The organism is Paenibacillus sp. GCM10023250 (assembly GCF_042653205.1).
Taxonomy (GTDB): Bacteria; Bacillota; Bacilli; order Paenibacillales; family Paenibacillaceae; genus Paenibacillus_Z.
The window spans coordinates 1-26,959 of sequence record NZ_JBHSHY010000059.1 but is presented as its reverse complement, the minus strand read 5'-3'; the positions used below and the strand labels follow the sequence as shown (position 1 = coordinate 26,959).

Genomic DNA, 26,959 nt, shown 5'->3' with positions numbered 1-26,959 from the left:
CGTAAGCTTCCTTCAGATTCCGCCTCGCGGCGGACACCCTTGCTTTTGGCTAACGGTAGGCGTTCGCCAGCCCCCGTTCGGGACTTTCACCCTAGAGATGACGCCCATGCTGGGCGTACACGCAAAAAAGGCAGCCGTGATGGCTGCCTTCTTGGTCGTACGATCTATTCCGTCGTGTATGGCAACAGCGCCACTTGACGCGAACGCTTGATCGCGATCGTCAGCAGGCGTTGGTACTTCGCGCTTGTTCCTGTTACACGGCGAGGCAGGATTTTGCCGCGCTCGCTGATAAATTTACGGAGCAGATCCGTATCTTTATAGTCGATGTGTGTAATTTTGTTAGCGGTGAAGAAGCATACTTTACGGCGCTTGTTACGGCCTTTGCGGCCGCCGAATTTGCGTTCTGGACGCTCGTCGCCACCGTCTCTTTGCTTAAAGCTCATGTTCATCCGTCCTTTCGTTTAGAATGGCAAATCATCTTCCGATATATCGATCGGGCGCCCGTCATCCGAGAATGGATCACGGCCGTTGTTGTTCCGAGTGCCTCCCGTACGTCCGCTGCCTTGCGAACCGCCGCCGCCACCCTGACCTTGGCCTCCGCCGCCGTAGCCGCCTTGACCTCCGCCGTAGTTGCCGCCGCCGCTATAGCCGCCTTCCTCGCGCGGACCGTTATCGCGATTCGGGGATTCCAAGAAACGAACGTTGTCGGCAATAACTTCTGTCACGTAGACGCGTCTGCCTTCGTTGTTCTCGTAGTTCCGAACCTGAATGCGGCCTTCGACCGCAGCCAAACGTCCCTTGCGCAAGTAGTTGGCGCACGTCTCAGCCAGCTGCCGCCACGTGACGATCGGAATGAAATCCGCTTCACGTTCGCGTTCGCCGCCTTGTCCGCCGCTTGAGAACGGGCGATCCACCGCAAGCGTAAACTGCGTAACCGCAACGCCTGCCGGCGTATAACGCATTTCGGGATCCCTTGTTAGTCTGCCGATGAGAATAACGCGGTTCAACATCGTTTATCGCCTCCAATCAAAACATCGCTTGCGTTCGATCGATGAGACTAAGCTACATCTTTCGTGATCAGGACACGGATGACTTCATCCGTGATTTTCATGACGCGGTCAAGTTCGTTCACAACTTCAGGCGTTGCGGTGAAATTAACCAGCACGTAAATGCCGTCACGAATTTTGTTGATCTCGTACGCAAGACGGCGCTTTCCGATCACATCATGCTTCGTGATCTCTCCGCCGTTCGTGATGATTGCTTGGAATTTTTCAGTCAGCGCTTGAACCGCTTCCTGTTCCACATCCGGACGAATGATGTACATCACTTCGTATTTGCGCATTTGATTCACCTCCTCTTGGACTATGCGGCCCCCGTAAGGGAGCAAGGAGCGAGTTAGAAATATCTTTCTCGCATACCTGAATACTATATCAAATTTGGTACCCGTCTGACAAGTGCGGAATGATTGCATGTCCTCCCGCATTCTTCCGTTCATGGCCGGCCTTCGCTTGAAGCAAACTACGGTTCGGGGATTTCTTCTCCCTTTGTTAGTGAAGCCATCAGCTGGAGGTGCAGGGCAATGGGCGAATGGACGGAATTCCGGCCGGGCGATCACGCGCCGAACGACGGCACGTACATCGAGATCGGCGAGGCTTCGTTCCATATGGGCGTGAACGATCCGCAGAAGGTGCATCTGAAGAAGGGCGAGCGGTTTCCGATGACGTCCAACAAGGACCGCAAGTGGAAGCGGATGAATCATCGTTAACGAAATTCGAAAATCGGATGCATAAAGTCCCCGGCTGCGGAGCATCATAATTCATGACGGTGAACAAGTGAGAGGTGTGGTTCCATTGAACGTCAATGTGCTTGTGCCTCAAGGAGATTCTGTCCACTCAGCATAGAAGCGGAGGGTCGTGCCAAAGACACTTGTCTGTAACACAGCACCGTATACACGGTGAACCGAGGTTTCGACGAAAGCTTTGTGATGACTGTTATTTCTAAAAAAACGAATGCACCGTCGGGAAAAGGGCTCGCAAGAGCCCTTTTTTCCTGTTTGCATGGAGTTGAGCGCGCAGCGTGGCGTCCACGCTTCGAACGGGCGACTGGACCGACGGGAGGAATGGACTACCCAGGTTACTCCCCTTCGTTAAGCCGCTCTACCGCTTTCTCAGCCCATTGGCCTTACTCCGGTATCCCATTGTCTCGAACTCCGCCCGAGGCTGCAGGAAGCCCCTCAGAGCCGCTGTGACACGCCTAGCTGATTTCCTCCTTCAGCTCTTCTTGAGCCCTTTGGGCACCCTCTTCACGTGCCATAGCCGATGTCCCCATACAGCCCTGCATCGATCTGCGGAAGGTTCGATCATGCCTTATACGGCCGCCCCCTTCCACCACTGTTCCTCCGCTCATTCCTGACACTTCAGAGGTCGCATTTCGCGCTTGCCGGAATATCAAAAAAAGCGATCCGGATCGGATCGCTTCGTCATTGATTAAGCTAATGGCGGAGAGGGTGGGATTCGAACCCACGCACGCTGTGACACGCCTAGCTGATTTCGAGTCAGCCCCCTTGGGCCTCTTGGGTACCTCTCCATGTGTTTTGTCAGTCAGCAAGGATTATCTTAACACGCGGCTTGTCCATATGCAAGTGTTTTTTCACTCCGCCGACAAATTATTTTGTCCCTCGTCCTGCTGCCGTTCCGCCGCGGAACGGAGCACCTTTTTGAGGTTTTTTTCGAACTTCGCGCGCGGGATTAGCACGCTGTGCTTGCAGCCCGTACATTTGATGCGGATGTCCATCCCCATGCGGATGATTTCCATTTCGTTCGTGCCGCACGGATGCTGTTTCTTCATTTGTACGATATCGCCAAGCTCAAACTGCTTCCTCTCCATCTTCACCCGCTCCTCCTCTGTATCTATCGCCGTTTGCCGAAACTGGATTTTACATGATGACGGCTTCGTACTGGTCCGCCACCTGTTTGTAGATGCCTCGGATCTCCACCTTTTCCTGCTCGATCACGCCTTGGACCGCTACCAAATCCGCTTCCGAAAAATGAATAGATAGCGCGCAGCCGGCCGTAATCTGCTTCGGGGTTGGGCAGATGTCTATTTCAATATCGGCATATTCTAATAGCATCTCGGCCCGCAATGCCTGCTGGGTCGAGTCGAACGCGATCAGCATCCCGCTCGCCTCCTTACGGGGTCGTTATTGAACTTTTCTGCCCGCGGGCAAGTATAAAATAGTTGTCCCATCCATATACTAGTAACCAAGCGTGAGACCGGCAGTTCTATCAAATCGATAGCCGAACGCCGCTGCATTTCGCCGATTATTCATAGAGTTTTGCGGGAGGGGAATCTATGAAACTGCCAGGAATGAAAGAAACGCCGCTGAAAGTGCCCTACACGGAACCTAATATTACCGGTCTGCTCATCAATCGTATGACGTACCTCTTGGACGCCGTATCCCCCGATCGCCGCATCGTCGTCGTGTGCGTGGGCACCGACCGTTCCACGGGCGATTCGCTCGGCCCGCTCGTCGGCACCTCCCTCGGCAAGTACAGAAGCCCGTTCTTCGACCTGTACGGTACCCTGGAAGAGCCGGTTCACGCCATGAATCTGGACGACACGCTGATCGAGATCAACAAGCGCGTACGCAAGCCGTTCATCGTCGGCATCGATGCATGCCTCGGCCAAGCCGCGAGCGTCGGCTGCATTCAAGTCGGTACGGGCCCTGTTCGTCCCGGCGCGGGCGTCAATAAGGACCTTCCCCCGGTCGGCGACATCCATATCACCGGCATCGTCAACGTCGGCGGTTTCATGGAATATTTCGTGCTGCAGAACACCCGCCTGCATCTCGTCATGCGCATGGCGGACATCATCGCGCACAGCTTATTCTCATCCATCATGAAATGCACCCGTACCGCTACTTATCCTGCCGCAACGCCAGATTGATCGCTTCGAGCTCTTCGGGTGTCAACGTATAGGCGGACTGTCCTTCTTTGACCGGCTTCGCATACACGAACGTATTGTCTCGGCCATGGAGTCCGCTCAGGACCATGCCGTCCTTGTCGTCATTAACGAACGCGACCGAGAAGCTGAAGTCGCTGCCGCGTTCCGCGAACGCATTATATCGATGAATGCCGATATTGCCCCGTTTCTTCCGCACGGCTTCCATCAAGCGATCGACCGTCTGTTGCAAACTTCGCTGCTGCTCTTCCTGATCGTCCAGCTGCTGTTTCAAGTCAATGATGACCGATTCCAAATTCTCGACGCTCGACCCGCTCATGAACTGCGTATAGCTCTTCCGCAGCTTCTTCAGTTTGCTCCCCAGCGCGAAATTTCGGATAAGCAGCAGCAATACGATTACAATCAGTCCGGCAAGCATACCGGCCATCGCCCAGTCAAACGGCCGTTCAATCCATTGATCCATGTTTCGGTTCTCTCCCCATTCGGTGCTCTTTAGCTGTAATGTCGGCCGATTTCGTTCACGGCCTCAATGAAGGCCTCCACTTCTTCCGACGTCGTAAAGCACCCCACGCTCGCGCGTATCGCTCCCGTATCCAGCGTTCCAGCCGTCCCATGCGCCAGCGGCGTGCAATGAAAGCCCGTCCGCACGGCGATATCGTAATGCTGATCCAAAATAAACCCGATCTCCGACGGATCCGCCCCTTCCAGGACGAACGACACGATGCCCGTTCTCGGCTTGCCTAGCCCGGGACCGAGCAAGCGCACACCGCCGACGGTGAGCAGTCCCTCCATCATTTGATGCGTAAGCGCCGTTTCTTTAGTATGGATGTTTCGAACGGTCTCATGCAGTACGTGGTGCACCCCTGCCTGCAGACCGGCGATGCCGGCCGTGTTCTGGGTACCGGCTTCGTAGCGGTCCGGACGCACTGCCGGCTGTTCGATCGACTCCGATTGACTGCCCGTCCCTCCATGCATCAGCGGCTCCAGCTCGATCTCCGGATGAATGTACAACCCGCCCGTTCCCTGCGGCCCCAACAGCCCTTTATGCCCTGGAAATGCAAGCATGTCGATCCCCATGGCTTCAACGTCAATCTCAAGCAGACCGGCTGTCTGCGCCGCATCGACGAGCAGTTTCACACCATGCTTCCTGGTGATCGCCCCGATATCGCCTACCGGCAATATGGAACCGAGCAGATTCGAGCTGTGGTTGACGACCGCAAGGCGCGTGTTGGGACGGATAGCTCTCTCCACCTCTTTGGCATCCAGCTGTCCCTCCGCGCCCGGTTCTACATAGGACACTTCGATCATGCCGAGCTTCTTCAAATATTCAAGCGGCCTGCGGACGGAGTTATGTTCCACGGCGGTGGCGATGACGTGATCGCCCGGTTTCACGAATCCTTTGATCGCCGTATTGAGGGCCATCGTCGTATTCAGCGCGAACGCGATATCGTTCGGATTTTTCACCGCGAAGAGTTTGGCTAACGCCTTACGAGCATCGAACAGCACCCGGCTTGCGCGAACCGCCATGGCATGGCTTCCCCGGCCCGGGTTGGCGCTGTCCCGTTCCATCGCCTCCTTCACGGCTGCCATAACGGCAGGAGGCTTCGGCCATGATGTCGCGGCATGGTCCAAATACACATACGGCTTGTCCTTCTTTGGTCCCTCCACTTTTCCTGCTCCCTTCGCTCAATGCTAACAATAGCATACCAAATTGGCGGCCCTTCTTAAAACTCGCCAATCAAGTATGCTATCTATGGGTAAAGTATTGGTTTTACGTCAGTTGCTGAAGCAGCTCAAGCAGCCGTTCCAGATCTTGTTTGTTATAGTACATCAATTCGATGCGTCCCTTGTCCTTCGCCTGCTTGATGCGAACCGTCGTCTTGAATCGTTCGCGGAGCGACTCTTCCACCTCGTTAATGTAAGGATCCTTCTTCTTGTTGGATACCGTTTCTTTCGCTTTAGGCGGAATCGGCTGATCCAGATTCTTAATCGCTTCCTCCAGCTGCCGGACGCTCCATTCGTTGGCGATCGTCAGCTCGGCCAGTTCCTTCTTTCGGGCATCTTCCTTCAAGCCTGCGATCGCTCTCGCATGACCCATGGACAATGTTCCACGTGAAACATTTTCCTTAATCTGTTCCGGGAGCGTCAGCAATCTAAGGAAATTGGCGATATGCGATCTGGATTTCCCGACCTTCATCGATAATTCTTCCTGCGTCAGGTTGAATTTATCCATGAGTGCTTGATACGCCAGCGAAAGTTCAATCGCATTCAGATCCTCGCGCTGCAGGTTCTCGATTAACGCAATCTCCATCACCTGCATATCGGAGAAGTTCCGGACGACGGCCGGAATCGTCGTGTTGCCGCACAGCTGCGAAGCACGGAATCGCCGTTCGCCCGCAATGATCTCGTACCCCTTTAGCACCGAACGAACGATAATCGGCTGAATGACGCCATGCTGCTTGATGGATTCGGCCAATTCCTTGATCGCTTCGTCGTCGAACGACTTGCGGGGTTGATACGGATTCGGTCTCAGCTGCGCAAGCGATATTTCGATGACCTTATCTTCTTCGCTGACGGAAAGCGACGGAATAAGCGCATCAAGCCCTCTACCTAGCCGCTTGCTCATACATGATCACTTCCTTCGCGAGTTCGAGATATACCTCCGCCCCCTTGGAACGAGGATCGTACGTAATGATGGATTGCCCGTGCGAAGGCGCCTCGCTCAAACGTACATTGCGCGGAATGATGGTTTGATAGACCTTTTGTTGAAAATACTTCTTCACTTCTTCAATAACTTGAATGCCGAGATTAGTCCGTGCATCAAACATCGTCAATAACACCCCTTCGATTTGGAGGGACGTATTCAGATGCTTTTGCACGAGGCGTACGGTATTTAAAAGCTGGCTCAAGCCTTCCAGCGCGTAATATTCGCATTGAATTGGAATGATGACGGAATCCGAAGCCGTCAACGAATTGATGGTTAAAATGCCAAGCGAAGGCGGGCAGTCGATCAAAATATAATCGTACTGGTTCTTCACCAAGGCTAGCGACTTCTTGAGCCGCTGCTCGCGGGAAATCGTCGGCACGAGTTCAATTTCCGCCCCCGCCAATTGAATGGTCGCGGGAATGATGTTCAAGCCGTCGATATTGGTAGAACAGGTCGCATCATTCGGATGCACGTCGTTAATAAGCACATCGTAAATGCAATGCGCGACGTCTGCTTTATTAATCCCGATGCCGCTCGTCGTGTTCCCTTGCGGATCGATATCGACGAGCAGCACCTTCTTGCCCAGAGAAGCCAGACATGCGCCCAGATTCACGGACGTCGTCGTTTTTCCGACACCGCCCTTCTGGTTCGTTATTGCGATCGTTTTAGACAAACCGTTCACCTCTATGCTGAAAACTTATTGAAGCTGAATGAAACGTGTCTCTATTCTACCAATTTCGGGCTATGAGGTCATGTTGTAATTCCAATAGATAAAAACGACGATGCCGTCCCTGTTTCCGGACGGCCGTCGGCGATGCATATTATCGTTTTGGAATTTTAATGACGATTTCGTAATGGTCCTCGTAGTCCTGCTCCTTGGTTTTGATCTGCAAACCGGATCCCGAGACCATGTCGATGGATTGGCGAATGGTATTTAACGCAAGCCGAACATCCTTCGTGAATGATATTCGTTTTGCTTTTTTGGCAGCCGACTGAACCGCTTCCTTATAAAAGGCGACTCTAGCCTCCGTCTGTTTTACGTTAAGCTCTTTAGTAATAATATCGTCTAGCACTTTCAGTTGCAACTCTTCGGAATCGAGCGATAGCAGCGCCCTGGCATGCCGTTCCGTAATCTTGCGTTCGATCAGGGCACCTTTGACGGTATCGCCGAGACTGAGCAGCCGAATCTTATTCGCGATGGTCGATTGGCTTTTACCTAGCCGCTGTGCCAGACTCTCCTGCGTCAGATTATGTAATTCAATCAGTTTCTGATAAGCCACGGCTTCTTCAATGGAAGTTAGTCCTTCCCGCTGAAGGTTTTCGATCAACGCGATAGAGGCTGCTTGGGAATCGTTGAATTCTCGAATAATGGCCGGGATCGTGTCAAGTCCTAACTTCTTGACGGCGCGGTATCGGCGTTCGCCCGCGATGATTTCGTACCTGCCGTTGCGTACGCGCACGACAATCGGTTGAATGATACCGTGGGTGCGAATCGTTTGGCTCAGCTCGTCAATCCGGTCATCGTCGAATACGGTTCGCGGTTGATACGGACTCGTATCTACTTCAGCGACCGGAATTTGCTTCACTTCATCTTGATTTGTAGTCTTCTGATCGCCCAAGCCGAATAAACGTGAGAATTGTTCTTTCATAGTGTCAACATACCACCCGATTTCAAAATGCCGAGTTTGTCGTTTCTATATTATTCGTCGGCTGAAAGATGATTTCCTGCTTGACAGCACGATAAACTGAACAAATATCCGGTCGCGAATTTGTTCCACGTGAAACATTTTCCACTCTAGCTACAGAATCGGCTGCTTTAACGGCAAGCCCGCCTTTCGAGGGTATTTGGACGGCGTTTCCGCAAGCTTACGGATGATGATAATGTGACGGTCGGACTGTTCGAACGGCAGTCTTAAATGGCGGGTTGCCACAAGCTCGCTTTTCAGCTCGCGCAAGCTCCGTTTAGCCTCCTGCGTCTCTTCTTCCGGATCCGCGCCCTTCATCGCCGCGAATGTACCGCCTTTCATCGCGAAGGGCAGGCACAATTCATTGAGTCCGCTTAAGCGCGCAACCGCCCGCGCTGTCACCATGTCGTACGCGTCACGATGTTCCGGCATCCGGCCGATATCCTCCGCCCTTCCGTGGACGCAGCTCACGTTCTCGAGTCCGACCGTCTCGACGACATGGCGAAGAAACTGAATCCGTTTGTTCAGCGAATCGACAATTGTCACCTTCAAATGCGGGAAACAGATTTTAAGCGGCAAGCTGGGAAAGCCCGCCCCAGAGCCGATGTCCGCGATCGACGCGAATTCATCTATCCGCAAAAAGAAAGAAAGGGTTACGGAGTCGTAGAAATGCTTCTCATAAACCGCTTCCCTTTCCGTGATGCCCGTCAAATTCATTTTTTCGTTCCACTCGACGAGCAGTTCGAAGTAGGTCTGAAACTGCCGCAGCTGGAGCGGCGATAACGCCACTCCCCGCTCGCTTAGCAGCTCCGCAAACCAAGACTCGGTCGGATTCATGATTACCCCCGTGCAGCGATGACTTTATTGTAATGTTCCAAGTAGACGAGAAGGATGGAGATATCCGCAGGCGTCACCCCGCCGATCCTGGATGCTTGGCCAATGGAGAGCGGCCGAATCGTGGACAGATTCGCCTTCGCTTCCTTGGACAGGTTCGTTACGACATTGTAGTCGATATCGTCCGGAATCCGCTTCTTCTCCATCTTTGCCAGCCGCTCCACTTGAATCTGCTGTTTCTCGATATAGCCGGCGTATTTGACTTGAATCTCCACCTGCTCCTTCATGTCTTCCGTCAGCGGCTCCGGCGACGGCGACAGCCGTTCGACATGCTCATACATGAACTCCGGACGGCGCAGCAGCGAGAGCGCATCCGTCGCTTGCTGAATCAGCGCCGTGCCGATCTCTTCCAGCAGTTGCAGGACGTCCTCGTCCGGACGAACCTTCACCGTCTTTAGCCGTTCGATTTCCTGCTCCACCATGGCTTTCTTAGTCAAGAACTTCGCGTATCGCCCCTCCGAGATCAAGCCGATCTCGTAGCCGGTCGGGGTCAACCGCAGATCCGCGTTGTCATGGCGCAGCAGTAACCGATATTCGGCACGAGAGGTCAGCAGCCGGTAAGGCTCCGTCGTTCCCTTCGTGACCAGGTCGTCGATCATGACGCCGATATAGCCTTGCGAACGGTCGATAATGACTGACGGTTTCCCCAGCACTTTGCGCCCGGCATTGATACCCGCCATGATCCCCTGTCCGGCCGCTTCTTCGTAGCCGGACGTGCCGTTGATTTGTCCCGCCGTGAAGAGTCCCGGCACGGCCTTCGTCTCCAGCGTCGGCCACAGCTGCGTCGGCACGACCGCATCGTATTCGATCGCATAGCCGGTACGCATCATTTCAACATTTTCCAGACCTGGAATGGAACGGAGAATCTGCAGCTGCACGTCCTCCGGCATACTCGTAGACAGGCCTTGAACGTAATATTCGGACGTATTCTTGCCTTCCGGCTCCAGGAAGATCTGATGCTTCGGTTTATCCGCGAAGCGAACGATCTTATCCTCGATGGACGGGCAATACTTCGGTCCCGTCCCTTCGATCGCCCCCGAGAACATCGGCGCGCGGTGAAGATTGTCGCTGATGATCCGGTGCGTCTCTTCGGACGTATAGGTTAGCCAACACGGCAGCTGTTCGTTATCGGAGTACTCCGTCTCGTACGAGAAGAACTTCGGCTTCTCGTCTCCCGGCTGAATCTCCGTCTTCGAGAAATCGATCGTGTCCCCATGTACCCGCGGAGGCGTGCCGGTCTTGAACCGTACTAGGTGCAGCCCTAGATTGCGCAGGCTCTCCGATAATTTAATCGACGGCTGTTGATTATTCGGACCGCTCTCGTAGATGAGCTCGCCCATGATCACTTTGCCGCGCAGGTACGTACCCGTCGTCACGACGACTGCCTTCGCGCGATATTCCGCGCCGGTCTTTGTCACGATGCCGACGCAGGCGCCGTCCTCGATGATCAGATCCTCCGCCATCCCCTGCCGCAGCGTCAGATGCTCGGTCTCCTCGATCGTCTTTTTCATGAAATGCTGGTACAAAAATTTATCGGCTTGCGCCCGCAGCGCGTGAACGGCCGGACCCTTCCCCGTATTCAGCATCCTCATTTGGATGAACGTCTTGTCGATGTTCCGGCCCATCTCGCCGCCGAGCGCATCGATCTCCCGCACCACGTGGCCTTTCGCCGGCCCGCCGATCGACGGATTGCACGGCATGAACGCCACCATATCCAGATTAATCGTCAGCAGCAGCGTCTCCGCGCCCATCCGCGCGGACGCCAGCGCCGCTTCACAGCCCGCATGGCCCGCGCCGACGACGATGACATCGAAATTTCCAGCATGATAACCCATTTCTCTACCCCTCCTTGCCTTTCGGAACCAATTAATTATTTACCTAAACAGAACTGCGAGAAAATTTGGTCGATGAGCGACTCCGCTACCGAATCACCTATCATTTCGCCCAATTGCTCCCACGCCGTTCGGACGTCAATTTGCACAATATCAATCGGAATGCCGCTCTCCGTCGCCTCGATCGCGTCGACCAGCGATTGGCGCGCTTGATGGAGCAGCGCGATATGCCGGACATTACTGACATAGGTCAGATCCGCGGATTCCAGCTCGCCGCCGAAGAACATCCGCTTGATGACCCCTTCCAGTCCGTCGAGTCCCTGCTCGTTCAGCACGGACATCCGCACGATCGCATCCGCGGGAAACCGGGCCTCCACCTCCGATGCGTCGAGCTCCGCCGGCAGATCCGTCTTGTTCAGCAGCACCACGACCGGCCGGCCGCTCAGCTGCTCCATCAGCTCGAGGTCGCCGGGGTGCAGCGGTTCGCTCGCGTTCAGCACGAGCAGGATCAAGTCCGCTTCTTCGAGCGCCGTGCGCGACCGCTCGACGCCGATCCGCTCGACCACGTCGGCCGTCTCTCGAATCCCGGCCGTATCCAGCAGCCGCAGCGGAATGCCGCCGAGGGTCATATATTCTTCAATGACGTCCCGGGTCGTGCCCGGAATATCCGTGACGATCGCTTTGTTTTCCTGGATGAGCGCATTCAGCAGCGACGACTTCCCGACGTTCGGGCGTCCGACGATCGCCGTGACAATGCCTTCTCGTAATATCTTGCCTTCCGCGGCCGTTTTTAACAACCGGTCGATTTCCGCGCACGCCTCGCCGCAGCGTTCCCGGATATAGGCGCTGGTCATCGACTCCACGTCATGCTCCGGATAATCGATGTTCACCTCGATATGGGCCAGCAGTTCGATGAGTCCGTGCCGGAGCGCTTTGACCTTCTTCGACAGCGTCCCAGCCGATTGCTTCAGCGCCACGGAGAAAGCACGGTCCGACTTCGAACGGATCAAGTCGATGACGGCTTCCGCTTGCGTCAGATCGATCCGCCCGTTCAGGAACGCACGCTTCGTGAATTCGCCCGGCTCCGCCAGCCGAATCTCGCCGGAGCGCAGCAGCAGCTCCAGCACGCGCTTGACGGCTACCACGCCGCCGTGAGTACTCAGCTCAACGACGTCTTCCGCGGTAAACGACCGCGGCCCGCGCATGACCGTGAGCAGGATCTCCTCCACCGTTTCGCCGGAACGCGAATCCACGATATGGCCATAATGCACCGTATGCGAATCGGCCTCGGCAATATTCGACTTCGAGCGGAAAACCCGCGCGCACGCGTCGACGGCGTCCGGCCCGCTGACCCGAATAACGGCAATGCCGCCCTCTCCAACGGCTGTCGAAATGGCGGCAATCGTGTCTTGTATCATTATCATCGCAACGTCCCTCTTAACTTCGATCAAAATAAAAAACGAGCAATGACCGGTGAGAGCCATTGCTTGGAATAAGCGGTATACAACCTAACCATGTCTCAGCGTAATGACGACCCGCCTGTTCGGCTCTTCGCCCTTGCTGAACGTCTTAACCTTGCCGTGATTCTGAAGCTGCGAATGAATGATCTTCCGCTCGTGGGGCGCCATCGGCTCGAGCACGACTTCCTTCCGCGTCCGTATGACTTGCCCGGCCAAGCGATCCGACAAATCTTCGAGCGTCTTGCGCCGCCGCTCGCGAAAATCCTCCGCATCGAGCACGATCCGCAGATGGCTGTTGGAGTAACGGTTGGCCACGATATTGACCAGGTATTGCAAAGCATCGAGCGTCTGACCCCGGCGGCCGATCAGCATGCCGAGATCGCCGGCGCCGGACAGCGCCAGAACCAATCCTTCTTTCGAATCGTTACGGGCAATCGTAATGTCTAATCCCATCGTTCTTGCCACTTCAATAATGAATCGTTCCGTTTCGAGGATGGCATCTGTCGAAGCCGCAGGAGCAGCAGGCTTGTCCGCCGCGGGTACGGCCGGCGCGGTCTCGGGCTCCACCGTCACGGCGGTGTCCGGCAGCAGGGTAAGCTCCACCTTCGCGGCGCGGACGCCGATCAGGCCGAACAAGCCTCTGCTCGGCTTGTCCAGCACGGTGACGTGTACGCGCTCCGCGGATACTTGCAATTCCGTTAAACCATTTCGCACAGCATCTTCGATCGTTTTACCCGATGCTAGGATTTTCTTCATTTCGCGGGGACACTCTCCTTATCTTTCGGTGAGGTGCGGACATAAAGGAAATAATTTTGCACGATGGTATATGTGTTGCTAAAAATCCAGTAGAGCGGAAGCGCGGACGGGAACGAAATCGCCATCACGAAAATCAATACCGGGAAGATGAGCATGATGCTCTGCATCGCCGGCATCGTTTTTTGCTGTGAAGACATCATCTTGGATTGCACGAACGTCGTTATCGCCGCCAGGATCGGCAGCACGTACGTATGGTCCTTCTCGCCAAGCTGCAGCCAGAGGAATGTATGCTCACGAATGTTTTCATTCATATAGATCGAGTTGTAAAGCGCGATGAAGACCGGCATCTGCACGATCAGCGGCAAACAGCCGGCGAGCGGATTTACTTTATGCTGCTGAAACAGCTTCATCGTTTCTTCTTGCTGCTTCTGCGGGTTGTCCTTGTGTTTCTCTTTCAGCTTCGCGAGCTCGGGCTGCAGTGCCTGCATCGCTTTCGAACTGCGATACTGCTTGATCGTAAGCGGAAGGATCAGCGTCCGGACGATGACCACCATCAGCAGGATCGCGATGCCGTACTCGCCGTGGAACCACTTCGCGAACTCCTCCAGAGCCAGAGAGAAATAGTAGACGACGTTGCGCTGCCAGAAGTTGCCGTGCGAAAGGTCATCCATTGAAACCGGGTGAGTGGCCGACGAACAGCCGCTCAGGAAAAACATCACGGCAATAAGCGCGAATGCCGTAATCCATGTTCGTTTCGAAATACGGGACAACATGTAAATCTCCTCTCTGCATACCATAAGCGCAGCCCTCGTAGAAGGCGCAGGCGCCGCATAATCATTCAGCTAAACTATATCACATATCAGGGCACAAAGAAACAAGCCCGCTCCGGCGGTAAAGCGATTACAAGGCTCAGCGGTTCTGCTTTAACAGCCCTGCGCGCTTCAATACGTGGAGCATGCTTTTTTCGAGTTCCTTCATGCCAAGACCGACGGCCGGCTTCCGGACGATCACGATGAAATCGAGCTGCTCGACGATCCGTTCCCTCTGCTGGCGGACGATCTCCTTTACGAGTCTTCTCATCCGGTTCCGCACGACGGCGTTGCCGATCTTCTTGCTGGCCGATACGCCGAGCCGGAACGGCTCCGCTTTATGCTGCTTGGACCAGTACACGACGAACTGGCTGTTGGCGAACGATTTCCCGTTGCGGTATATCCGGCTGAAATCTTCGCGGTTACGCAATCGCAGCTTTCTTTGCACGTTGCATCCTCACCGAACCTTTATACCCATAGTATGACCCATATAAATGAAAAAAAGACCACGTAAAGTGGTCTTAAAGTTACGCGCTCAGTACTTTTCTTCCCTTTTTGCGACGGGCGCTCAGCACTTTGCGTCCATTTACGGAAGCCATACGCTTACGGAAACCATGAACTTTTTTACGCTTGCTTACATTCGGCTTAAATGTAGGTCTCATTGATCCTTGCACCTCCTATCCTTACTCAATCCTGGCTGCATGCTATGTTCCAATCGCCGTCTTCACGATTCGCGATCGTTCATTTCCCTCGTCGAGAATGCTGCAAGGGCCGATAAGAAAAATCGAACGATGAGCATTCTCCGTAAAAAACGCCTTTTTCAATTAAACCATGCGCATGGGCAAAAGTCAACCATCGTCCGGGTGCGGGAAGCGCGGACGCGGCTGCCAAATTCAAACTGTGGATAAACTAAGCGGCGGACAGCTTTCACGCCAAAATTAATAACATGTGGATGAATTTATCGCACTTTCCCGGATTATGTCGAACTGGTAACAAGATATTAACAATATCTAGTGTTGTCGATAAGTTTTGTACACAACCTATTGAATTTGTGGATAAAAAGGCCGGAATCGTTGAACATCAAGGGTTATTTTGCTATGATGAATATGTTTTCCGTGTGGATGACTCCAACTACCCCTCGATATTATTAACAGCCTGTGGATAACAATGTGAACAACATTCATCCCCATTTAATAACGATGGTTTGACATCCCTTAACAATGTGGATTCACGATAAATCGACATGCCCCCAAATTCGACATTTTCAGCTTGACTGCGCCCCTTGCGGCGATTTTGATAAGGAGTGACCCATTTGTGGATAGCCATACGCACGAAATGTGGCAACAGGTGCTGTCTATCATACAAACCAAGCTAAGCAAGCCCAGCTTCGACACTTGGTTCAAAGCGACGAAAGCTTCCTTCAGCGGAGATTCCGTCGTCGTCGTGACGGCGCCGACGACTTTCGCGGCCGAATGGCTCGAAAGCCGGTATACCAAGCTTGTGCGGACAACGCTGCAGGAATTCCTGGGGCGTCAATTCGACATTAAATTCGTCATCGAAGAGAACAAACCGCCCGAGCCGGCCGAAATCCAGCCCGTCGTGCAGCCGCAGGTCCAGGTCGGTCCCGAAGAAACGTTCTCGCATATGCTCAATCCTAAGTATATGTTCGATACGTTCGTCATCGGCGCCAACAACCGGTTTGCCCACGCGGCGTCGCTCGCCGTCGCCGAAGCGCCGGCCAAAGCGTACAACCCGCTTTTCCTGTACGGCGGCGTCGGCCTGGGCAAGACGCATCTCATGCACGCGATCGGGCATTATATTTTAGAGCATAATCCCAATACCCGGGTGCTTTACCTGTCTTCGGAGAAATTCACCAACGAATTCATCAACGCGATCCGGGACAACAAGGGCGAGAGCTTCCGCAACAAATACCGGAATATCGACGTGCTGCTGATCGACGATATTCAGTTTTTGGCGGGGAAAGAGCAGACGCAGGAGGAATTCTTCCATACCTTCAACGCGCTGCACGAGGAACGGAAGCAAATCGTCATCTCCAGCGACCGTCCGCCGAAGGAAATTCCGACGCTCGAGGAACGGCTGCGTTCCCGGTTCGAATGGGGACTCATCACGGACATCCAGCCGCCGGATTTGGAGACACGGATCGCGATTTTGCGCAAGAAGGCGAAAGCGGAGAATCTCGACATCCCGAACGAAGCGATGGTGTACATCGCGAGCCAAATCGACACGAACATTCGCGAGCTGGAGGGCGCGCTCATCCGCGTCGTGGCGTACTCGTCCCTGATTAACGAGGACATCTCGTCGCACCTGGCGGCGGAAGCGCTCAAGGACATCATTCCGACCAGCAGGCCGAAGATGATCACGATGCAGGACATTCAGCAGAAGGTCGGCGAGCTGTACGGGCTCAAGCTGGAGGAGTTCAAGGCGCGCAAACGCACGAAGGCCGTCGCGTTTCCGAGGCAAATCGCCATGTACCTCTCCCGCGAGCTAACCGATTATTCGCTTCCGAAAATCGGCGAGGCGTTCGGCGGACGAGACCATACGACCGTCATCCATGCCCATGAGAAGATCACGCAACAGTTAAAGGCCGATTCGGAACTGTTCAAAATCATTCAAACGCTGACGGAGAAAATCAAAAACCATACCTGAATTCGATATCGGAAGCAATGGACATAACAGGCTTCACAGTTATGCACGTCTTCAACATTTAACCGGCAAGCCTATGCACACGCTGTACACATGTGGATAGGCTTGCTTTGTCCGTGTTGTCGCCACTTATCCACATATTCAGCGCCCCTACTACGACTTCTACTACTTTTTTTAAAAGAACATCATCAAATAAAGGTGAAACGCCGCGTATTCCGCTGCCGCGAATCCCTTGCCCTTAGGAGTGACTTATTTATGAAATTGACGATCCGCAAAGATCAATTGAACGACGCCATTCAACAAGTATCGAAAGCTTCATCGTCGCGTCCTGCCATCCCGATTCTCGGCGGCATCAAAATCGACGTGAATCACCAAGGCGTTACCTTGACCGCCAGCGATACCGACATTTCCATCCAAAGCTTCATTCCCGTCGAAAACGGCGAGTTCGTGATCGCCAAAGTCGAAAAGCCCGGAAGCGTCGTCCTGCCAGCGAAGTTTTTCGTCGAAATCGTCAAAAAACTGCCGTCGGAGGAACTCGAACTCGAAGTCAAAGAACAATTTCAAACGATGATCCGCTCCGGCTCGACGGATATCCAGATGGTCGGCTTGGATCCGGAGGAATTCCCGATTTTGCCGACGATCGAGCAAAGCGAGACGCTCGCGGTGCCGGGCGATCTGCTGAAATCGATGATTCGCCAGACCGTATTCGCCGCGTCGACCAGCGAGCAGACGCCGATCTTGACAGGCACGCTCTGGAATTTGGCGGAAGGCCAGCTGAAGTTCGTCGCTACGGACCGCCACCGCCTGGCCAGCCGGACCGCATCCGTCGAAGCGCCGGAAGGCTATCGCTTCTCCAACGTCGTCATCTCCGGCAAGACGCTAAACGAGCTGTCCAAGCTCGTGCCGGACGATCATACACATGTGGATATCGTCGTTGCGGACAATCAAGTGCTGTTCAAAGTCGGCCACGTTCTGTTCTATTCCCGGATCCTGGATGGCACGTACCCGGACACTTCTAAAATTATTCCGCAGACTTTCAAAACAGAACTCGTCCTGCCGACAAAAAAATTGACCGACGCGATCGACCGGGCATACCTGATGTCGCGGGAAGAGAAGACGAACATCGTCCGCCTCGTCACCCAAGAGGACGGCACGATCGAAATTTCGTCGAGCTCCACGGAGCTCGGCCGCGTCACGGAGCAGCTCGAAGCGAAGGAAATGACCGGCGAGCCCCTGCGCGTCGCCTTCAACTCCAAATACATGCTCGATTCGCTGAAAGTCGTCGACAGCGAATATTTATTCATCGGTTTTAATGGCGCGATGAGCCCGATCATCATCAAGCCGACGGATCATCCGCACAGCCTGCATCTCATCCTGCCGTACCGGACGACGGGCTGATCAAGGAGGAACGATGATGAAAGAGATTGGCATTTCGACGGAATACATCGCGCTCGGCCAGTTTTTGAAGCTGTCGGAGTGCATCGACACGGGCGGGGCGGCGAAGTTCTTTTTGCAGGAGCACGAGGTCGTCATCAACGGGGAGCCGGACAACCGGCGCGGCCGAAAGCTGTATGCCGGCGATAAGATCGAGATCAAGGGATACGGCGCGTTTACGATCGTGAGACGGTAATGCGGCAGTCCGCTGCCGGCGCCGGCGATGACCGGGAGGCTTTACATTGCGATTAAAATCCATCCACCTGCAGCAGTACCGCAATTACGAGGACATTCAGCTGGCGACCGACGGCCAGGTTAATTTGTTCGTCGGGCGCAATGCGCAGGGCAAGACGAATTTGCTGGAAGCGATCCTCGTGCTCGCGCTGACCAAGTCCCACCGCACGAGCAAGGATAAGGAGCTGATCGGCTGGCAGGCCGGTGAGGCGCGCATACGGGGAGAGGTCGAGAAGCGTTACGGCACCGTAACGCTTGATCTTGCGTTGTCCCAGCAGGGGAAGAAAGCCAGGATCAACGGGCTGGAGCAGCGCAAGCTGAGCGATTTCGTCGGTTCGCTCAACGTCGTGATGTTCGCGCCGGAGGATCTCGAGATCGTGAAGGGGACGCCGGGCGTGCGCCGCCGGTTTCTCGACATGGAGATCGGCCAGGTTCAGCCCGGTTATTTGCATGCGCTGGGCCAGTACCATAAGGTTCTGCAGCAGCGCAACAACTACCTCAAATCCACCCAGCCCGGCAGCGCCAACGCGGCCATGATGGACGTGTGGAACATGCAGCTTGCCGAATACGGTGTTAAAATTGTGAAAAAAAGGCAAAACTTCATAGAGAAGCTTCAAAAGTGGGCGCAGACGATCCATGCCGGCATCACCGCCGGTTCCGAAGAGCTGACGATCACGTACCGGCCCTCCTTCGAAAGCGACGCCACGGAAGAAGAATCTATATTATTTGAGCAATTTATGATAAAGTTAACACAAGTCAAGGATCAGGAGCTTCGTCGCGGGATGACGCTCGTTGGTCCTCATCGTGATGACATCGCCTTCTTTATCAACGGCAAGGAAGCGTCGGTGTACGGCTCCCAGGGACAGCAGCGGACGACCGCGCTTTCGCTGAAATTAGCCGAAATCGAGTTGATTCACGAAGAAATCGGCGAATATCCCCTGCTGCTGCTCGACGACGTGCTGTCCGAACTCGACCAGCACCGGCAGACACAGTTGATCGAAACATTTCAAACCAAAGTCCAGACGTTCATTACGACGACGGGCCTCGAGAGCGTAGACATCGGCAAGCTGCACGATACCCGGATCTATCACGTTCAGGACGGGCGTGTGGCGCCGTAATTGTCACCAGACGAACGAAGCGGAGGGCGGGAGCATGTACATTCATTTAGGCGGGGAAAAAATCATTCGAGCCGCGGAGCTCGTGGCGATTTTCGATATCTCGATCGAGCAGTCCTCCAAGCTGTCCAAGCAATTCGTCGCGCAGGCCCGCAAGCGGAAGGACGTCGAAATCATAGGCGAGGAAGAAGCCAAATCCATCGTCGTTACGGAACATAAGATTTACTATTCGCCGATCTCATCCTCAACGCTGAAGAAACGATCGCACCATTTTGCGACTAGTTAGAGGGTTGTCAGGCAGTCACAATGCAAAGTGGCCAGTAGGTTGCAGGCCCGAGCAGCGAACGCAGTTCGCGACCAGGGTAGTCGAGAGGAGCAGTGAAACCTAGCATGTCGTCGAATCAACACACGTACGATGAAAGCCAGATTCAAGTCCTTGAAGGGCTCGAAGCCGTTCGGAAACGCCCGGGGATGTATATCGGTTCCACAAGCGGCAAAGGTCTTCACCATCTCGTATGGGAAGTCGTTGACAATAGTATTGACGAAGCGCTGGCGGGTTTCTGCACGCGCATCGAAGTCGTGATTCACGAAGATAACAGCATAACCGTTATCGACAACGGCCGCGGGATTCCCGTCGGGGAGAACGCGAAGCTGAAGAAATCGACGCTCGAGGTCGTCATGACCGTGCTCCACGCCGGCGGCAAGTTCGGCGGCGAAGGGTACAAGGTATCCGGCGGTCTGCACGGCGTCGGCATTTCGGTCGTGAACGCCTTGTCGGAATGGGTTCAGGTGACGGTCAAGCGGGAAGGCAAAATCCACCGGCAGGAATATCGCCGCGGCATACCGCAGTACGAGCTGCAAGTGATCGGTGAAACGGATACCACCGGCACGACGACGACGTTCAAGCCGGACGGCGAGGTTTTCACCGAGACGCTCGTGTACGAATACGAAATTCTCCAGTCGCGGATCCGCGAGCTGGCTTTCTTGAATAAAGGCATCGAAATCATGCTCTCCGACGAGCGTACCGGGGCATCTCACACGTACAAATACGACGGCGGCATCATCGAGTTCGTCAAGTATTTGAACCGCAGCCGCGAAGCGCTGCACGAAGAGCCGATCTATGTCGAAGGCGCGAAGGATAACATTCAGGTCGAAGTTGCGCTGCAGTACAACGACAGCTACACCGAGAACATTTATTCGTTCGCCAACAACATCAACACGCACGAGGGCGGTGCGCACGAATCCGGCTTCAAGAGCGCGCTCACGCGGATCATCAACGAATACGCGCGCAAAATGAACGCCATCAAAGACAGCGACTCCAACCTGTCGGGCGACGACGTGCGCGAAGGATTGACGGCCATCATTTCCGTCAAGATTCCGGAGCCGCAGTTCGAAGGCCAGACGAAGACTAAGCTCGGCAACAGCGAGGTGCGCGGCATCGTGGAATCGTTCTTCGCCGAGAAGTTCCAGGAGTTCCTGGACGAGAACCCGGCCGTGTCGAAGAAGATCGTCGAGAAAGGGCTGCAGGCGTCCCGGGCCCGCGAGGCCGCGCGCAAGGCGCGCGAGCTGACGCGCCGCAAGAGCGCCCTCGAAGTGAGCGCGCTGCCGGGCAAGCTCGCCGATTGTTCGTCCCGCGACGCGTCGATCAGCGAGATATACATCGTCGAAGGCGATTCCGCCGGCGGCTCGGCCAAGCAAGGCCGCGATCGCCATTTCCAGGCGATTCTGCCGCTCCGGGGCAAAATCCTGAACGTCGAGCGCGCCCGTCTGGACCGCATTCTCTCCAATACGGAGATCCGGGCGATCATCACGGCGCTCGGCACGAGCATCGCGGACGACTTCGACCTCTCCAAGGCGCGTTACCATAAAGTCATCATCATGACGGACGCCGACGTCGACGGCGCGCATATCCGCACGCTGCTGCTGACGTTCTTCTTCCGCTACATGCGCAAGATCATCGAGGCTGGCTTCGTCTACATCGCGCAGCCGCCGCTCTTCAAGATCGAGCGTAACAAGGTCGTTCGCTACGCGCAGACCGAGAAGGAGCGGGACGCGATCATCGCCGAATTCGGCGAAGGCGCCAAAGTGAACGTGCAGCGGTACAAAGGTCTCGGCGAGATGAACGCCGCCCAACTGTGGGAGACGACCATGGACCCCGAGAGCCGCACGATGCTGCAGGTGACGATCGAGGATGCGATCGAAGCCGACAATATTTTCGAAACGCTGATGGGGGACAACGTCGAACCGCGGCGCGAGTTCATTCAAGAGTTCGCGAAGTCGGTCAAGAATCTCGACGTCTGATTCCCTCGCGCAAGCAGCGCGGCAAGCCGTCCGATCGATCGGGCGGCTTGTTTTTATTTCACGCGGCGGCGGTAGGCGCGGCAGTACCGGCGAATGCGGCGGAACATGGATTTGTCGTTCAGTTTGCGGAAAATGTACGGATCCGGCAGCGTATTGACCTCGAGGATCCAGGGCCGGAACGACTCGTCGACCGCGATGTCGATGCCGATTTCCTTCAGCCGCGGATAACGGGTCTGCAGCTGGCGGGCGATGGAGGTGCCGATGTCGGCGAGCCACATTTTGTAGCTGTCGACTTGCTCCTTCGTCAGGTGGGAGGCCATCAGCTTGTCGACGGCCATCGGAATACCGCCGCTGTGGTAATTCGTGACGATTTTATCGGGGTGGCCCAGACGGCCGATGATGCCCGTCGTTTCCCAGATTCGACGGGGATTATGCTGCACCATGACGCGGATGTCGAAGCGCTGTCCGTTATGGGTGAGCAGGTGAATCCCCTGCTGGATGAGATACGGACGGCTTCCGATCCGGGACGCGAGCGACACGGCCATCTCCTCGAACGAGCCGAACCGCTGCTGGACGGTGCCGGATTGATAAGCGTAGACGTTGTCGGGCAGCTTCTCGACCCGGACGACGCCTAATCCGAAGGTCCCTTGGTCGGGCTTGACGTACACCATGCTGTGTTCCTCCAGCATGGCCGAGAGCGCCGCGGCGCTCCAACGTTTCGTGACCGGAATCCGCTCGCGCAGCGGCTCCGAGAGCAGCAGTACCTTCGTCTTCGCCCATTTGCTTTTTACGCGTTGGATCGCCAACGATGCTCCACCTTCCTTGGTTAAGATCGGGCTTGAGAATCCCGTGCCTCAGGGAGACAGGGTTGAAATTCAATGGTATAATAGAGATAATGCCTATTTTTTTGGTTCTTCCGTCATACGACAGAAACCGACCGCAATTCGTGTTAGTTTATGGCGGATAATCTGGTTTGGAGCGTGTATACGCCTAGAACGAAAGAAGTTTTGGGAACGGAATGCGCGTACGGCAAGTTTCATGTTTGCAAACGTTTAAGGATGGCCGGAAGTAGCCGAAACTATAGTTATTCTAGCAGGTATTTGCCGATCATTTCTGCTCGTCAACGGTGCCGTCATTCACGTTTTCGGCCGTCGCGAAGCTTGAACATATGCAAACTCTAGGAGGTTTACGATGGCAGAAGAGAACAATCTGCAAGTAAGGGATCGCGATATCGGAACCGAGATGCGCGAGTCCTTTATGGATTACGCAATGAGCATCATCGTCAGCCGCGCACTGCCGGACGTTCGGGACGGCCTTAAGCCCGTGCATCGCCGGATTCTGTTCGCGATGTCGGAGCTCGGCATGTCGCCGGACAAGCCTTATAAGAAATCCGCGCGTATCGTCGGCGAAGTCATCGGCAAGTACCATCCGCACGGCGATTCCGCGGTTTACGAGACGATGGTTCGGATGGCCCAGGACTTTTCGCTCCGTTATATGCTCGTCGACGGTCACGGCAACTTCGGCTCCATCGACGGCGACATGGCGGCGGCGATGCGTTACACAGAGGCGCGCCTATCCAAGATCGCCATGGAGATGCTGCGCGATATTAACAAAGAAACGATCGATTTCGCACCAAACTACGACGGCGAAGAGCATGAGCCGACCGTACTGCCGGCGCGCTTCCCGAACCTGTTGGTTAACGGATTGACCGGGATCGCCGTCGGGATGGCGACCAATATTCCGCCGCATAACCTGACGGAGGTTATCAACGGGGTGCAGGCGATGATCCGCCAGCCGGATATCACGCCGATCGAATTGATGGAATATATCAAAGGTCCGGACTTCCCGACGGCCGGCTTCGTGATGGGCCGGGAAGGCATGCGCCAGGCCTATACGACCGGCCGCGGGTCGGTTACGATGCGTGCCCGCGCGACGATCGAGGAGAACGGCGGCAAAGCGCGCATCATCGTGCACGAACTGCCGTACCAAGTCGTTAAGGCGCGCCTCGTGGAGAAGATCGCAGAGCTTGTGCGCGAGAAGAAGATTGAAGGCATTACCGACCTTCGCGACGAATCCGACCGCAACGGCATGCGGGTCGTCATCGAACTCCGGCGCGACGTGACGCCGACGGTCGTGTTGAACAACTTGTTCAAGCATACACAGATGCAGATGAATTTCGGCTTCAACATGCTGGCGCTCGTGAAGGGCGAACCGCGCACGCTTAATTTGCGCGAGATCCTATACTACTACCTCGAGCACCAAGTGGAAGTCATCCGACGCCGTACCGAATTCGACTTGAAGAAGGCAGAGGCCCGCGCCCATATCCTGGAGGGCTTGCGCATCGCGCTGGACAACCTGGACGAAGTCATCCGGCTGATCCGCGCCTCGCAGACAACGGAAGAGGCGCGCGACGGCTTGATTTCGCGCTTCGGCCTCAGCTTCGACCAAGCGCAAGCGATTCTCGATATGCGCCTGCAGCGCCTGACGGGGTTGGAACGCGACAAGATCGAGGCTGAGTACGCGGAGCTGCTTCGCAAAATTGCGGAATACAAAGCTATTCTGGCCGACGAGCAGCTTGTGCTCCAGATCATCCATGACGAGCTGGAAGAAGTGAAAGAGAAGTTCGGCGACGAGCGCCGCACGGAGCTGATGACGAGCGAAGACGAGATTCTCGACGAGGACCTGATCCCGCGCGAGGACGTCGTCATTTCGGTCACGCACTCCGGCTACGTGAAGCGCCTGCCGGTCAAGACCTACCGCAGCCAGAAGCGCGGCGGCAAAGGCGTCATCGGCATGGATACGAAGGATACCGACTTCGTCGAGCATTTGTTCGTTTCGAATACACATCACTTCCTGCTCTTCTTTACGAACAAGGGCAAAGTGTACCGGTTGAAGGCCTACGAGATTCCGGATCTCAGCCGCACGGCACGGGGGACGCCGATTATCAACCTGCTCCAGATCGAGCAGGGGGAAACGGTCAATGCCGTCATTCCGGTCGAGTCGTTCGAACCGGACCGCTACCTGTTCTTCGCGACCAAGAACGGCATCGTGAAGAAGACGCCGCTCGACGATTACGCGAATATCCGCAAGGTTGGATTGATCGCCATCAACCTCCGCGAAGATGACGATCTGATCGGCGTCAAGCTGACGGACGGCAAGCAGGAAATCATCTTGGGCACGAGTCAAGGCATGTCCATCCGTTTCCCGGAACAAGACGTGCGTCCGATGGGACGTTCGGCGACGGGCGTGAAGGGGATCAGCTCCGATGGCGAGGATGAAGTCATCGGCATGGATGTCGTCGTGCCGGACAGCGATATTCTGATCGTTACCGCGAATGGCTACGGCAAGCGAACGCCGGAGGCCGAATACCGCTCCCAGAGCCGCGGCGGCAAGGGGATCAAGACGCTCAACGTGCAGGAGAAGAAGGGCCTGATCGTCAGCCTCCGCGTCGTGCAGAACGACGAAGATCTCATGATCATGACGTCCTCCGGTACGCTGATCCGCATGAGCATGGCGGATATCTCCACCATGGGCCGGAATACGCAAGGGGTCCGGTTGATCAACATCCGCGAAGAGGATTCCGTTGCCACGGTAACTCGGGTTGCGCGCAGCGAGGAACCGGAGGGCGGAGAAGAGATGGAAGGCGACGCCGATAACGTCACGCCGGATGAATCGTAATTCCGCAAGGCGAAGTTGAGGCAAGCAAGGGTGAGGGAGAGACCTATGGGCACGGTATCGGTTTCGCAAGTCAAGCTGGGAGACAAAATTACGCAGGATGTGCTGACGCCGCTTGGCAGCGTGCTTTTTCATAAAGGGAAGGTCATAACGCCGCGCGAGCTGGAGATTCTGCAAGCCTTTCTCGTGCCTCAAGTCGTCGTCGACGGACCGCTGGAGAAGAAAGAAGCGGCGGATGCGAATAGCGTTAATCCTCAGGAGCAGCCTGCAGCAACGCTCGCGAAAACGTCGATGATGATGCAGTACGACCGTACGGTCGCGCTGCTCAAGCGCGTGTTCAACCAAATGATGAGCGGGCAATCGCTCCCGATTCTCGATATCCGCAATCAGGTGGAACTGCTGCTTCAAGAAAGCCAGGAGTATAAGATCTTAACGTTCTCTCCCCAGAACGTACCGGATGAAGATTATCTGTATCATAAGAGCGTCATGTCCGCCTTATGCTGCTACATGTTGGCGCAGTGGAACGGCCTGCCCAAGAAGGATTGGATGCAGTCGGCCTTGGCCGGATTGCTGCACGATATTGGAAATGCGAGGATCGACCAGGAGATCTTGAACAAGCCGACCACGCTGACGCCGGACGAGACGGAGGAAATGAAGCGGCATACCGTGCTGGGTTACCAGCTGCTCAAGAACGTCGCCGCCGTAACTGAAGGCGTCAAATTAGCCGCGCTGCAGCATCACGAGCGCTTCGACGGCAGTGGCTATCCGCTCGGTATCGGTTCCGAGAAGATTCATCCCTTCGCGAAATTCGCGGCGATCTCGGATATCTTCAATGCTATGACGATGAGGCGGTCTTATCGCAAGGCCGCTTCCCCATATCTTGTCTTGGAGCAGCTGCACCAAGACTCGTTCGGGAAGCTGGATCCGGCTTATGTGCGTATTTTCATCGAGAAGGCGACTCAGTTTCATAACGGAACGGTCGTGCGCCTGAGCGACGATCGGATGGGAGAGATCGTGTTTTCGGATCGCAACCATCCTACGCGTCCTTGGGTATCGGTTAACGGCACGATCGTGAATCTGGCGATCGAGAGACAGCTGTACATCGAAGAAGTCATCACCCGAACAAAAGCGTAATCTCGTACCGGAATGGCTTGACCTGAGCACACTGGCTGTGATATATTACTCCTTGCCCCTTTTGAGGCACGGTAATGTATCACAGTTTTTTTATTAAATAAAAAAATGCTTGCAATGAACCAAGCATCTGTGATATATTAATCAAGTCGCCGCTGAGACATGGGCGAATGAACAAGAAACATTTGTTCCTTGAAAACTGAACAATGAGCGACCTGTCAAAAGGTTTTAACAAGTAAGTCAGCGATGAGCTAACAAGCCATCCTGAAACTGATTGGCTTCGGCCGATCACTTTTATGGAG

General features: G+C 55.1%; 28 protein-coding genes and 1 tRNA gene. 10 read left to right on the top strand and 19 right to left on the bottom strand.

Features of this window, described 5'->3' with window-relative positions; translation table 11 throughout:
* Window positions 1-164 precede the first annotated feature (164 nt).
* From rpsR to rpsF, 3 genes are read right to left on the bottom strand one after another with little or no spacing between them, the layout of a single operon-like run.
* Entirely contained in the window at window positions 165-443 is a 279-nt protein-coding gene (rpsR, locus tag ACFPB1_RS25550) for a 30S ribosomal protein S18 (RefSeq protein WP_090649321.1), read from the bottom strand.
* Window positions 444-461: 18 nt separating this feature from the next.
* On the bottom strand, window positions 462-1,010 hold the full coding sequence (locus tag ACFPB1_RS25545; RefSeq protein WP_379229020.1) for a single-stranded DNA-binding protein: 549 nt from the start codon (window positions 1,008-1,010) through the stop codon (window positions 462-464).
* 47 nt (window positions 1,011-1,057) lie between these two features.
* Window positions 1,058-1,342, bottom strand: a complete 285-nt coding sequence (gene rpsF / locus ACFPB1_RS25540; protein WP_379229018.1) for a 30S ribosomal protein S6 — start codon at window positions 1,340-1,342, stop codon at window positions 1,058-1,060.
* A gap of 237 nt (window positions 1,343-1,579) precedes the next feature.
* Between rpsF and ACFPB1_RS25535 the strand changes: the two genes are divergently transcribed.
* Complete coding sequence (locus ACFPB1_RS25535) at window positions 1,580-1,765, top strand: YjzC family protein (RefSeq protein ID WP_379229017.1); 186 nt, start codon at window positions 1,580-1,582, stop codon at window positions 1,763-1,765.
* A gap of 730 nt (window positions 1,766-2,495) precedes the next feature.
* Here the strand turns inward: ACFPB1_RS25535 and ACFPB1_RS25530 are convergent.
* The 3 genes from ACFPB1_RS25530 to ACFPB1_RS25520 form a co-directional block, all read right to left on the bottom strand.
* A tRNA-Ser gene (locus tag ACFPB1_RS25530) sits at window positions 2,496-2,586 on the bottom strand.
* Between the two features lie 63 nt (window positions 2,587-2,649).
* Window positions 2,650-2,886 (bottom strand): DUF951 domain-containing protein, encoded by a 237-nt coding sequence (locus ACFPB1_RS25525; RefSeq protein WP_208849797.1) that lies wholly within the window; start codon window positions 2,884-2,886, stop codon window positions 2,650-2,652.
* 49 nt (window positions 2,887-2,935) lie between these two features.
* Window positions 2,936-3,175: a DUF3343 domain-containing protein gene (locus ACFPB1_RS25520; protein WP_379229016.1), complete on the bottom strand. Its 240-nt coding sequence runs from the start codon at window positions 3,173-3,175 to the stop codon at window positions 2,936-2,938.
* A gap of 176 nt (window positions 3,176-3,351) precedes the next feature.
* On the opposite strand from ACFPB1_RS25520, the gene yyaC reads away from it, so the two are divergent.
* Entirely contained in the window at window positions 3,352-3,945 is a 594-nt protein-coding gene (gene yyaC / locus ACFPB1_RS25515; RefSeq protein WP_379229015.1) for a spore protease YyaC, read from the top strand.
* Here yyaC and ACFPB1_RS25510 read toward each other — a convergent pair.
* From ACFPB1_RS25510 to rpmH, 12 genes are all read right to left on the bottom strand, one after another.
* Entirely contained in the window at window positions 3,917-4,423 is a 507-nt protein-coding gene (locus ACFPB1_RS25510; RefSeq protein ID WP_379229014.1) for a DUF4446 family protein, read from the bottom strand. The genes yyaC and ACFPB1_RS25510 overlap by 29 nt on opposite strands.
* 29 nt (window positions 4,424-4,452) lie before the next feature.
* Window positions 4,453-5,628, bottom strand: coding sequence for an aminotransferase class V-fold PLP-dependent enzyme (locus tag ACFPB1_RS25505; protein WP_379229012.1), 1,176 nt, complete (start codon window positions 5,626-5,628; stop codon window positions 4,453-4,455).
* A 103-nt stretch (window positions 5,629-5,731) separates the two neighbouring features.
* A complete protein-coding gene (locus tag ACFPB1_RS25500) occupies window positions 5,732-6,586 on the bottom strand; it encodes a ParB/RepB/Spo0J family partition protein (RefSeq protein ID WP_379229011.1) in 855 nt (284 codons plus the stop codon).
* Entirely contained in the window at window positions 6,567-7,340 is a 774-nt protein-coding gene (locus tag ACFPB1_RS25495; RefSeq protein WP_379229010.1) for a ParA family protein, read from the bottom strand. The genes ACFPB1_RS25500 and ACFPB1_RS25495 overlap by 20 nt, the downstream gene beginning before the upstream one ends.
* A 148-nt stretch (window positions 7,341-7,488) precedes the next feature.
* Window positions 7,489-8,316 carry a nucleoid occlusion protein gene (gene noc / locus ACFPB1_RS25490; protein WP_379229009.1) on the bottom strand — a complete coding sequence of 276 codons (828 nt, stop codon included), beginning with the start codon at window positions 8,314-8,316 and terminating at the stop codon, window positions 7,489-7,491.
* A 150-nt stretch (window positions 8,317-8,466) separates the two neighbouring features.
* Window positions 8,467-9,189, bottom strand: a complete 723-nt coding sequence (gene rsmG / locus ACFPB1_RS25485) for a 16S rRNA (guanine(527)-N(7))-methyltransferase RsmG (protein ID WP_379229008.1) — start codon at window positions 9,187-9,189, stop codon at window positions 8,467-8,469.
* A gap of 2 nt (window positions 9,190-9,191) precedes the next feature.
* A complete protein-coding gene (gene mnmG, locus ACFPB1_RS25480) occupies window positions 9,192-11,081 on the bottom strand; it encodes a tRNA uridine-5-carboxymethylaminomethyl(34) synthesis enzyme MnmG (RefSeq protein ID WP_379229007.1) in 1,890 nt (629 codons plus the stop codon).
* Between the two features lie 35 nt (window positions 11,082-11,116).
* A complete protein-coding gene (gene mnmE, locus ACFPB1_RS25475) occupies window positions 11,117-12,496 on the bottom strand; it encodes a tRNA uridine-5-carboxymethylaminomethyl(34) synthesis GTPase MnmE (protein ID WP_379229022.1) in 1,380 nt (459 codons plus the stop codon).
* 90 nt (window positions 12,497-12,586) lie between these two features.
* The gene (jag, locus tag ACFPB1_RS25470; protein ID WP_379229006.1) at window positions 12,587-13,294 is read right to left on the bottom strand and encodes an RNA-binding cell elongation regulator Jag/EloR; all 708 of its coding nucleotides are present in this window, start codon (window positions 13,292-13,294) and stop codon (window positions 12,587-12,589) included.
* A complete protein-coding gene (locus ACFPB1_RS25465) occupies window positions 13,291-14,067 on the bottom strand; it encodes a YidC/Oxa1 family membrane protein insertase (RefSeq protein WP_379229005.1) in 777 nt (258 codons plus the stop codon). The genes jag and ACFPB1_RS25465 overlap by 4 nt, the downstream gene beginning before the upstream one ends.
* 136 nt (window positions 14,068-14,203) lie before the next feature.
* Window positions 14,204-14,551 carry a ribonuclease P protein component gene (gene rnpA, locus ACFPB1_RS25460; protein ID WP_379229004.1) on the bottom strand — a complete coding sequence of 116 codons (348 nt, stop codon included), beginning with the start codon at window positions 14,549-14,551 and terminating at the stop codon, window positions 14,204-14,206.
* A 79-nt stretch (window positions 14,552-14,630) separates the two neighbouring features.
* Window positions 14,631-14,765: a 50S ribosomal protein L34 gene (gene rpmH, locus ACFPB1_RS25455; protein WP_379229003.1), complete on the bottom strand. Its 135-nt coding sequence runs from the start codon at window positions 14,763-14,765 to the stop codon at window positions 14,631-14,633.
* A 652-nt stretch (window positions 14,766-15,417) separates the two neighbouring features.
* Here rpmH and dnaA point away from each other — a divergent pair.
* The 6 genes from dnaA to gyrB all read left to right on the top strand — a co-directional run bounded on the left by dnaA (window position 15,418) and on the right by gyrB (window position 21,851).
* Complete coding sequence (gene dnaA, locus ACFPB1_RS25450) at window positions 15,418-16,770, top strand: chromosomal replication initiator protein DnaA (RefSeq protein WP_379229002.1); 1,353 nt, start codon at window positions 15,418-15,420, stop codon at window positions 16,768-16,770.
* A 252-nt stretch (window positions 16,771-17,022) separates the two neighbouring features.
* Window positions 17,023-18,165 carry a DNA polymerase III subunit beta gene (gene dnaN / locus ACFPB1_RS25445; protein ID WP_379229000.1) on the top strand — a complete coding sequence of 381 codons (1,143 nt, stop codon included), beginning with the start codon at window positions 17,023-17,025 and terminating at the stop codon, window positions 18,163-18,165.
* Between the two features lie 16 nt (window positions 18,166-18,181).
* Window positions 18,182-18,397 carry a S4 domain-containing protein YaaA gene (gene yaaA / locus ACFPB1_RS25440; protein ID WP_090649301.1) on the top strand — a complete coding sequence of 72 codons (216 nt, stop codon included), beginning with the start codon at window positions 18,182-18,184 and terminating at the stop codon, window positions 18,395-18,397.
* Between the two features lie 46 nt (window positions 18,398-18,443).
* Complete coding sequence (gene recF / locus ACFPB1_RS25435; protein ID WP_379228999.1) at window positions 18,444-19,553, top strand: DNA replication/repair protein RecF; 1,110 nt, start codon at window positions 18,444-18,446, stop codon at window positions 19,551-19,553.
* A 34-nt stretch (window positions 19,554-19,587) separates the two neighbouring features.
* Window positions 19,588-19,836: an extracellular matrix regulator RemB gene (remB, locus tag ACFPB1_RS25430; protein ID WP_090649306.1), complete on the top strand. Its 249-nt coding sequence runs from the start codon at window positions 19,588-19,590 to the stop codon at window positions 19,834-19,836.
* Window positions 19,837-19,940: 104 nt separating this feature from the next.
* Entirely contained in the window at window positions 19,941-21,851 is a 1,911-nt protein-coding gene (gyrB, locus tag ACFPB1_RS25425) for a DNA topoisomerase (ATP-hydrolyzing) subunit B (RefSeq protein WP_379228998.1), read from the top strand.
* Window positions 21,852-21,904: 53 nt separating this feature from the next.
* Here gyrB and ACFPB1_RS25420 read toward each other — a convergent pair whose 3' ends face one another.
* Window positions 21,905-22,657: a YheC/YheD family protein gene (locus ACFPB1_RS25420; RefSeq protein ID WP_379228997.1), complete on the bottom strand. Its 753-nt coding sequence runs from the start codon at window positions 22,655-22,657 to the stop codon at window positions 21,905-21,907.
* 385 nt (window positions 22,658-23,042) lie between these two features.
* On the opposite strand from ACFPB1_RS25420, the gene gyrA reads away from it, so the two are divergent.
* Both gyrA and ACFPB1_RS25410 read left to right on the top strand, forming a co-directional pair.
* Window positions 23,043-25,529, top strand: coding sequence for a DNA gyrase subunit A (gyrA, locus tag ACFPB1_RS25415; protein ID WP_379228996.1), 2,487 nt, complete (start codon window positions 23,043-23,045; stop codon window positions 25,527-25,529).
* Between the two features lie 45 nt (window positions 25,530-25,574).
* A complete protein-coding gene (locus tag ACFPB1_RS25410) occupies window positions 25,575-26,660 on the top strand; it encodes an HD-GYP domain-containing protein (RefSeq protein ID WP_379228995.1) in 1,086 nt (361 codons plus the stop codon).
* Window positions 26,661-26,959: the final 299 nt, after the last annotated feature.

What these genes read in the sequence shown, in the direction of transcription:
- rpsR (WP_090649321.1), bottom strand. Translation starts at nt 443, where the DNA reads ATGAGCTTTAAGCAAAGAGACGGTGGCGACGAGCGTCCAGAACGCAAA.
- ACFPB1_RS25545 (WP_379229020.1), bottom strand. Translation starts at nt 1,010, where the DNA reads ATGTTGAACCGCGTTATTCTCATCGGCAGACTAACAAGGGATCCCGAA.
- rpsF (WP_379229018.1), bottom strand. Translation starts at nt 1,342, where the DNA reads ATGCGCAAATACGAAGTGATGTACATCATTCGTCCGGATGTGGAACAG.
- ACFPB1_RS25535 (WP_379229017.1), top strand. Translation starts at nt 1,580, where the DNA reads ATGGGCGAATGGACGGAATTCCGGCCGGGCGATCACGCGCCGAACGAC.
- ACFPB1_RS25525 (WP_208849797.1), bottom strand. Translation starts at nt 2,886, where the DNA reads ATGGAGAGGAAGCAGTTTGAGCTTGGCGATATCGTACAAATGAAGAAA.
- ACFPB1_RS25520 (WP_379229016.1), bottom strand. Translation starts at nt 3,175, where the DNA reads ATGCTGATCGCGTTCGACTCGACCCAGCAGGCATTGCGGGCCGAGATG.
- yyaC (WP_379229015.1), top strand. Translation starts at nt 3,352, where the DNA reads ATGAAACTGCCAGGAATGAAAGAAACGCCGCTGAAAGTGCCCTACACG.
- ACFPB1_RS25510 (WP_379229014.1), bottom strand. Translation starts at nt 4,423, where the DNA reads ATGGATCAATGGATTGAACGGCCGTTTGACTGGGCGATGGCCGGTATG.
- ACFPB1_RS25500 (WP_379229011.1), bottom strand. Translation starts at nt 6,586, where the DNA reads ATGAGCAAGCGGCTAGGTAGAGGGCTTGATGCGCTTATTCCGTCGCTT.
- noc (WP_379229009.1), bottom strand. Translation starts at nt 8,316, where the DNA reads ATGAAAGAACAATTCTCACGTTTATTCGGCTTGGGCGATCAGAAGACT.
- rsmG (WP_379229008.1), bottom strand. Translation starts at nt 9,189, where the DNA reads ATGAATCCGACCGAGTCTTGGTTTGCGGAGCTGCTAAGCGAGCGGGGA.
- mnmG (WP_379229007.1), bottom strand. Translation starts at nt 11,081, where the DNA reads ATGGGTTATCATGCTGGAAATTTCGATGTCATCGTCGTCGGCGCGGGC.
- mnmE (WP_379229022.1), bottom strand. Translation starts at nt 12,496, where the DNA reads ATGATACAAGACACGATTGCCGCCATTTCGACAGCCGTTGGAGAGGGC.
- jag (WP_379229006.1), bottom strand. Translation starts at nt 13,294, where the DNA reads ATGAAGAAAATCCTAGCATCGGGTAAAACGATCGAAGATGCTGTGCGA.
- ACFPB1_RS25465 (WP_379229005.1), bottom strand. Translation starts at nt 14,067, where the DNA reads ATGTTGTCCCGTATTTCGAAACGAACATGGATTACGGCATTCGCGCTT.
- rpmH (WP_379229003.1), bottom strand. Translation starts at nt 14,765, where the DNA reads ATGAGACCTACATTTAAGCCGAATGTAAGCAAGCGTAAAAAAGTTCAT.
- dnaN (WP_379229000.1), top strand. Translation starts at nt 17,023, where the DNA reads ATGAAATTGACGATCCGCAAAGATCAATTGAACGACGCCATTCAACAA.
- yaaA (WP_090649301.1), top strand. Translation starts at nt 18,182, where the DNA reads ATGAAAGAGATTGGCATTTCGACGGAATACATCGCGCTCGGCCAGTTT.
- remB (WP_090649306.1), top strand. Translation starts at nt 19,588, where the DNA reads ATGTACATTCATTTAGGCGGGGAAAAAATCATTCGAGCCGCGGAGCTC.
- gyrB (WP_379228998.1), top strand. Translation starts at nt 19,941, where the DNA reads ATGTCGTCGAATCAACACACGTACGATGAAAGCCAGATTCAAGTCCTT.
- gyrA (WP_379228996.1), top strand. Translation starts at nt 23,043, where the DNA reads ATGGCAGAAGAGAACAATCTGCAAGTAAGGGATCGCGATATCGGAACC.
- ACFPB1_RS25410 (WP_379228995.1), top strand. Translation starts at nt 25,575, where the DNA reads ATGGGCACGGTATCGGTTTCGCAAGTCAAGCTGGGAGACAAAATTACG.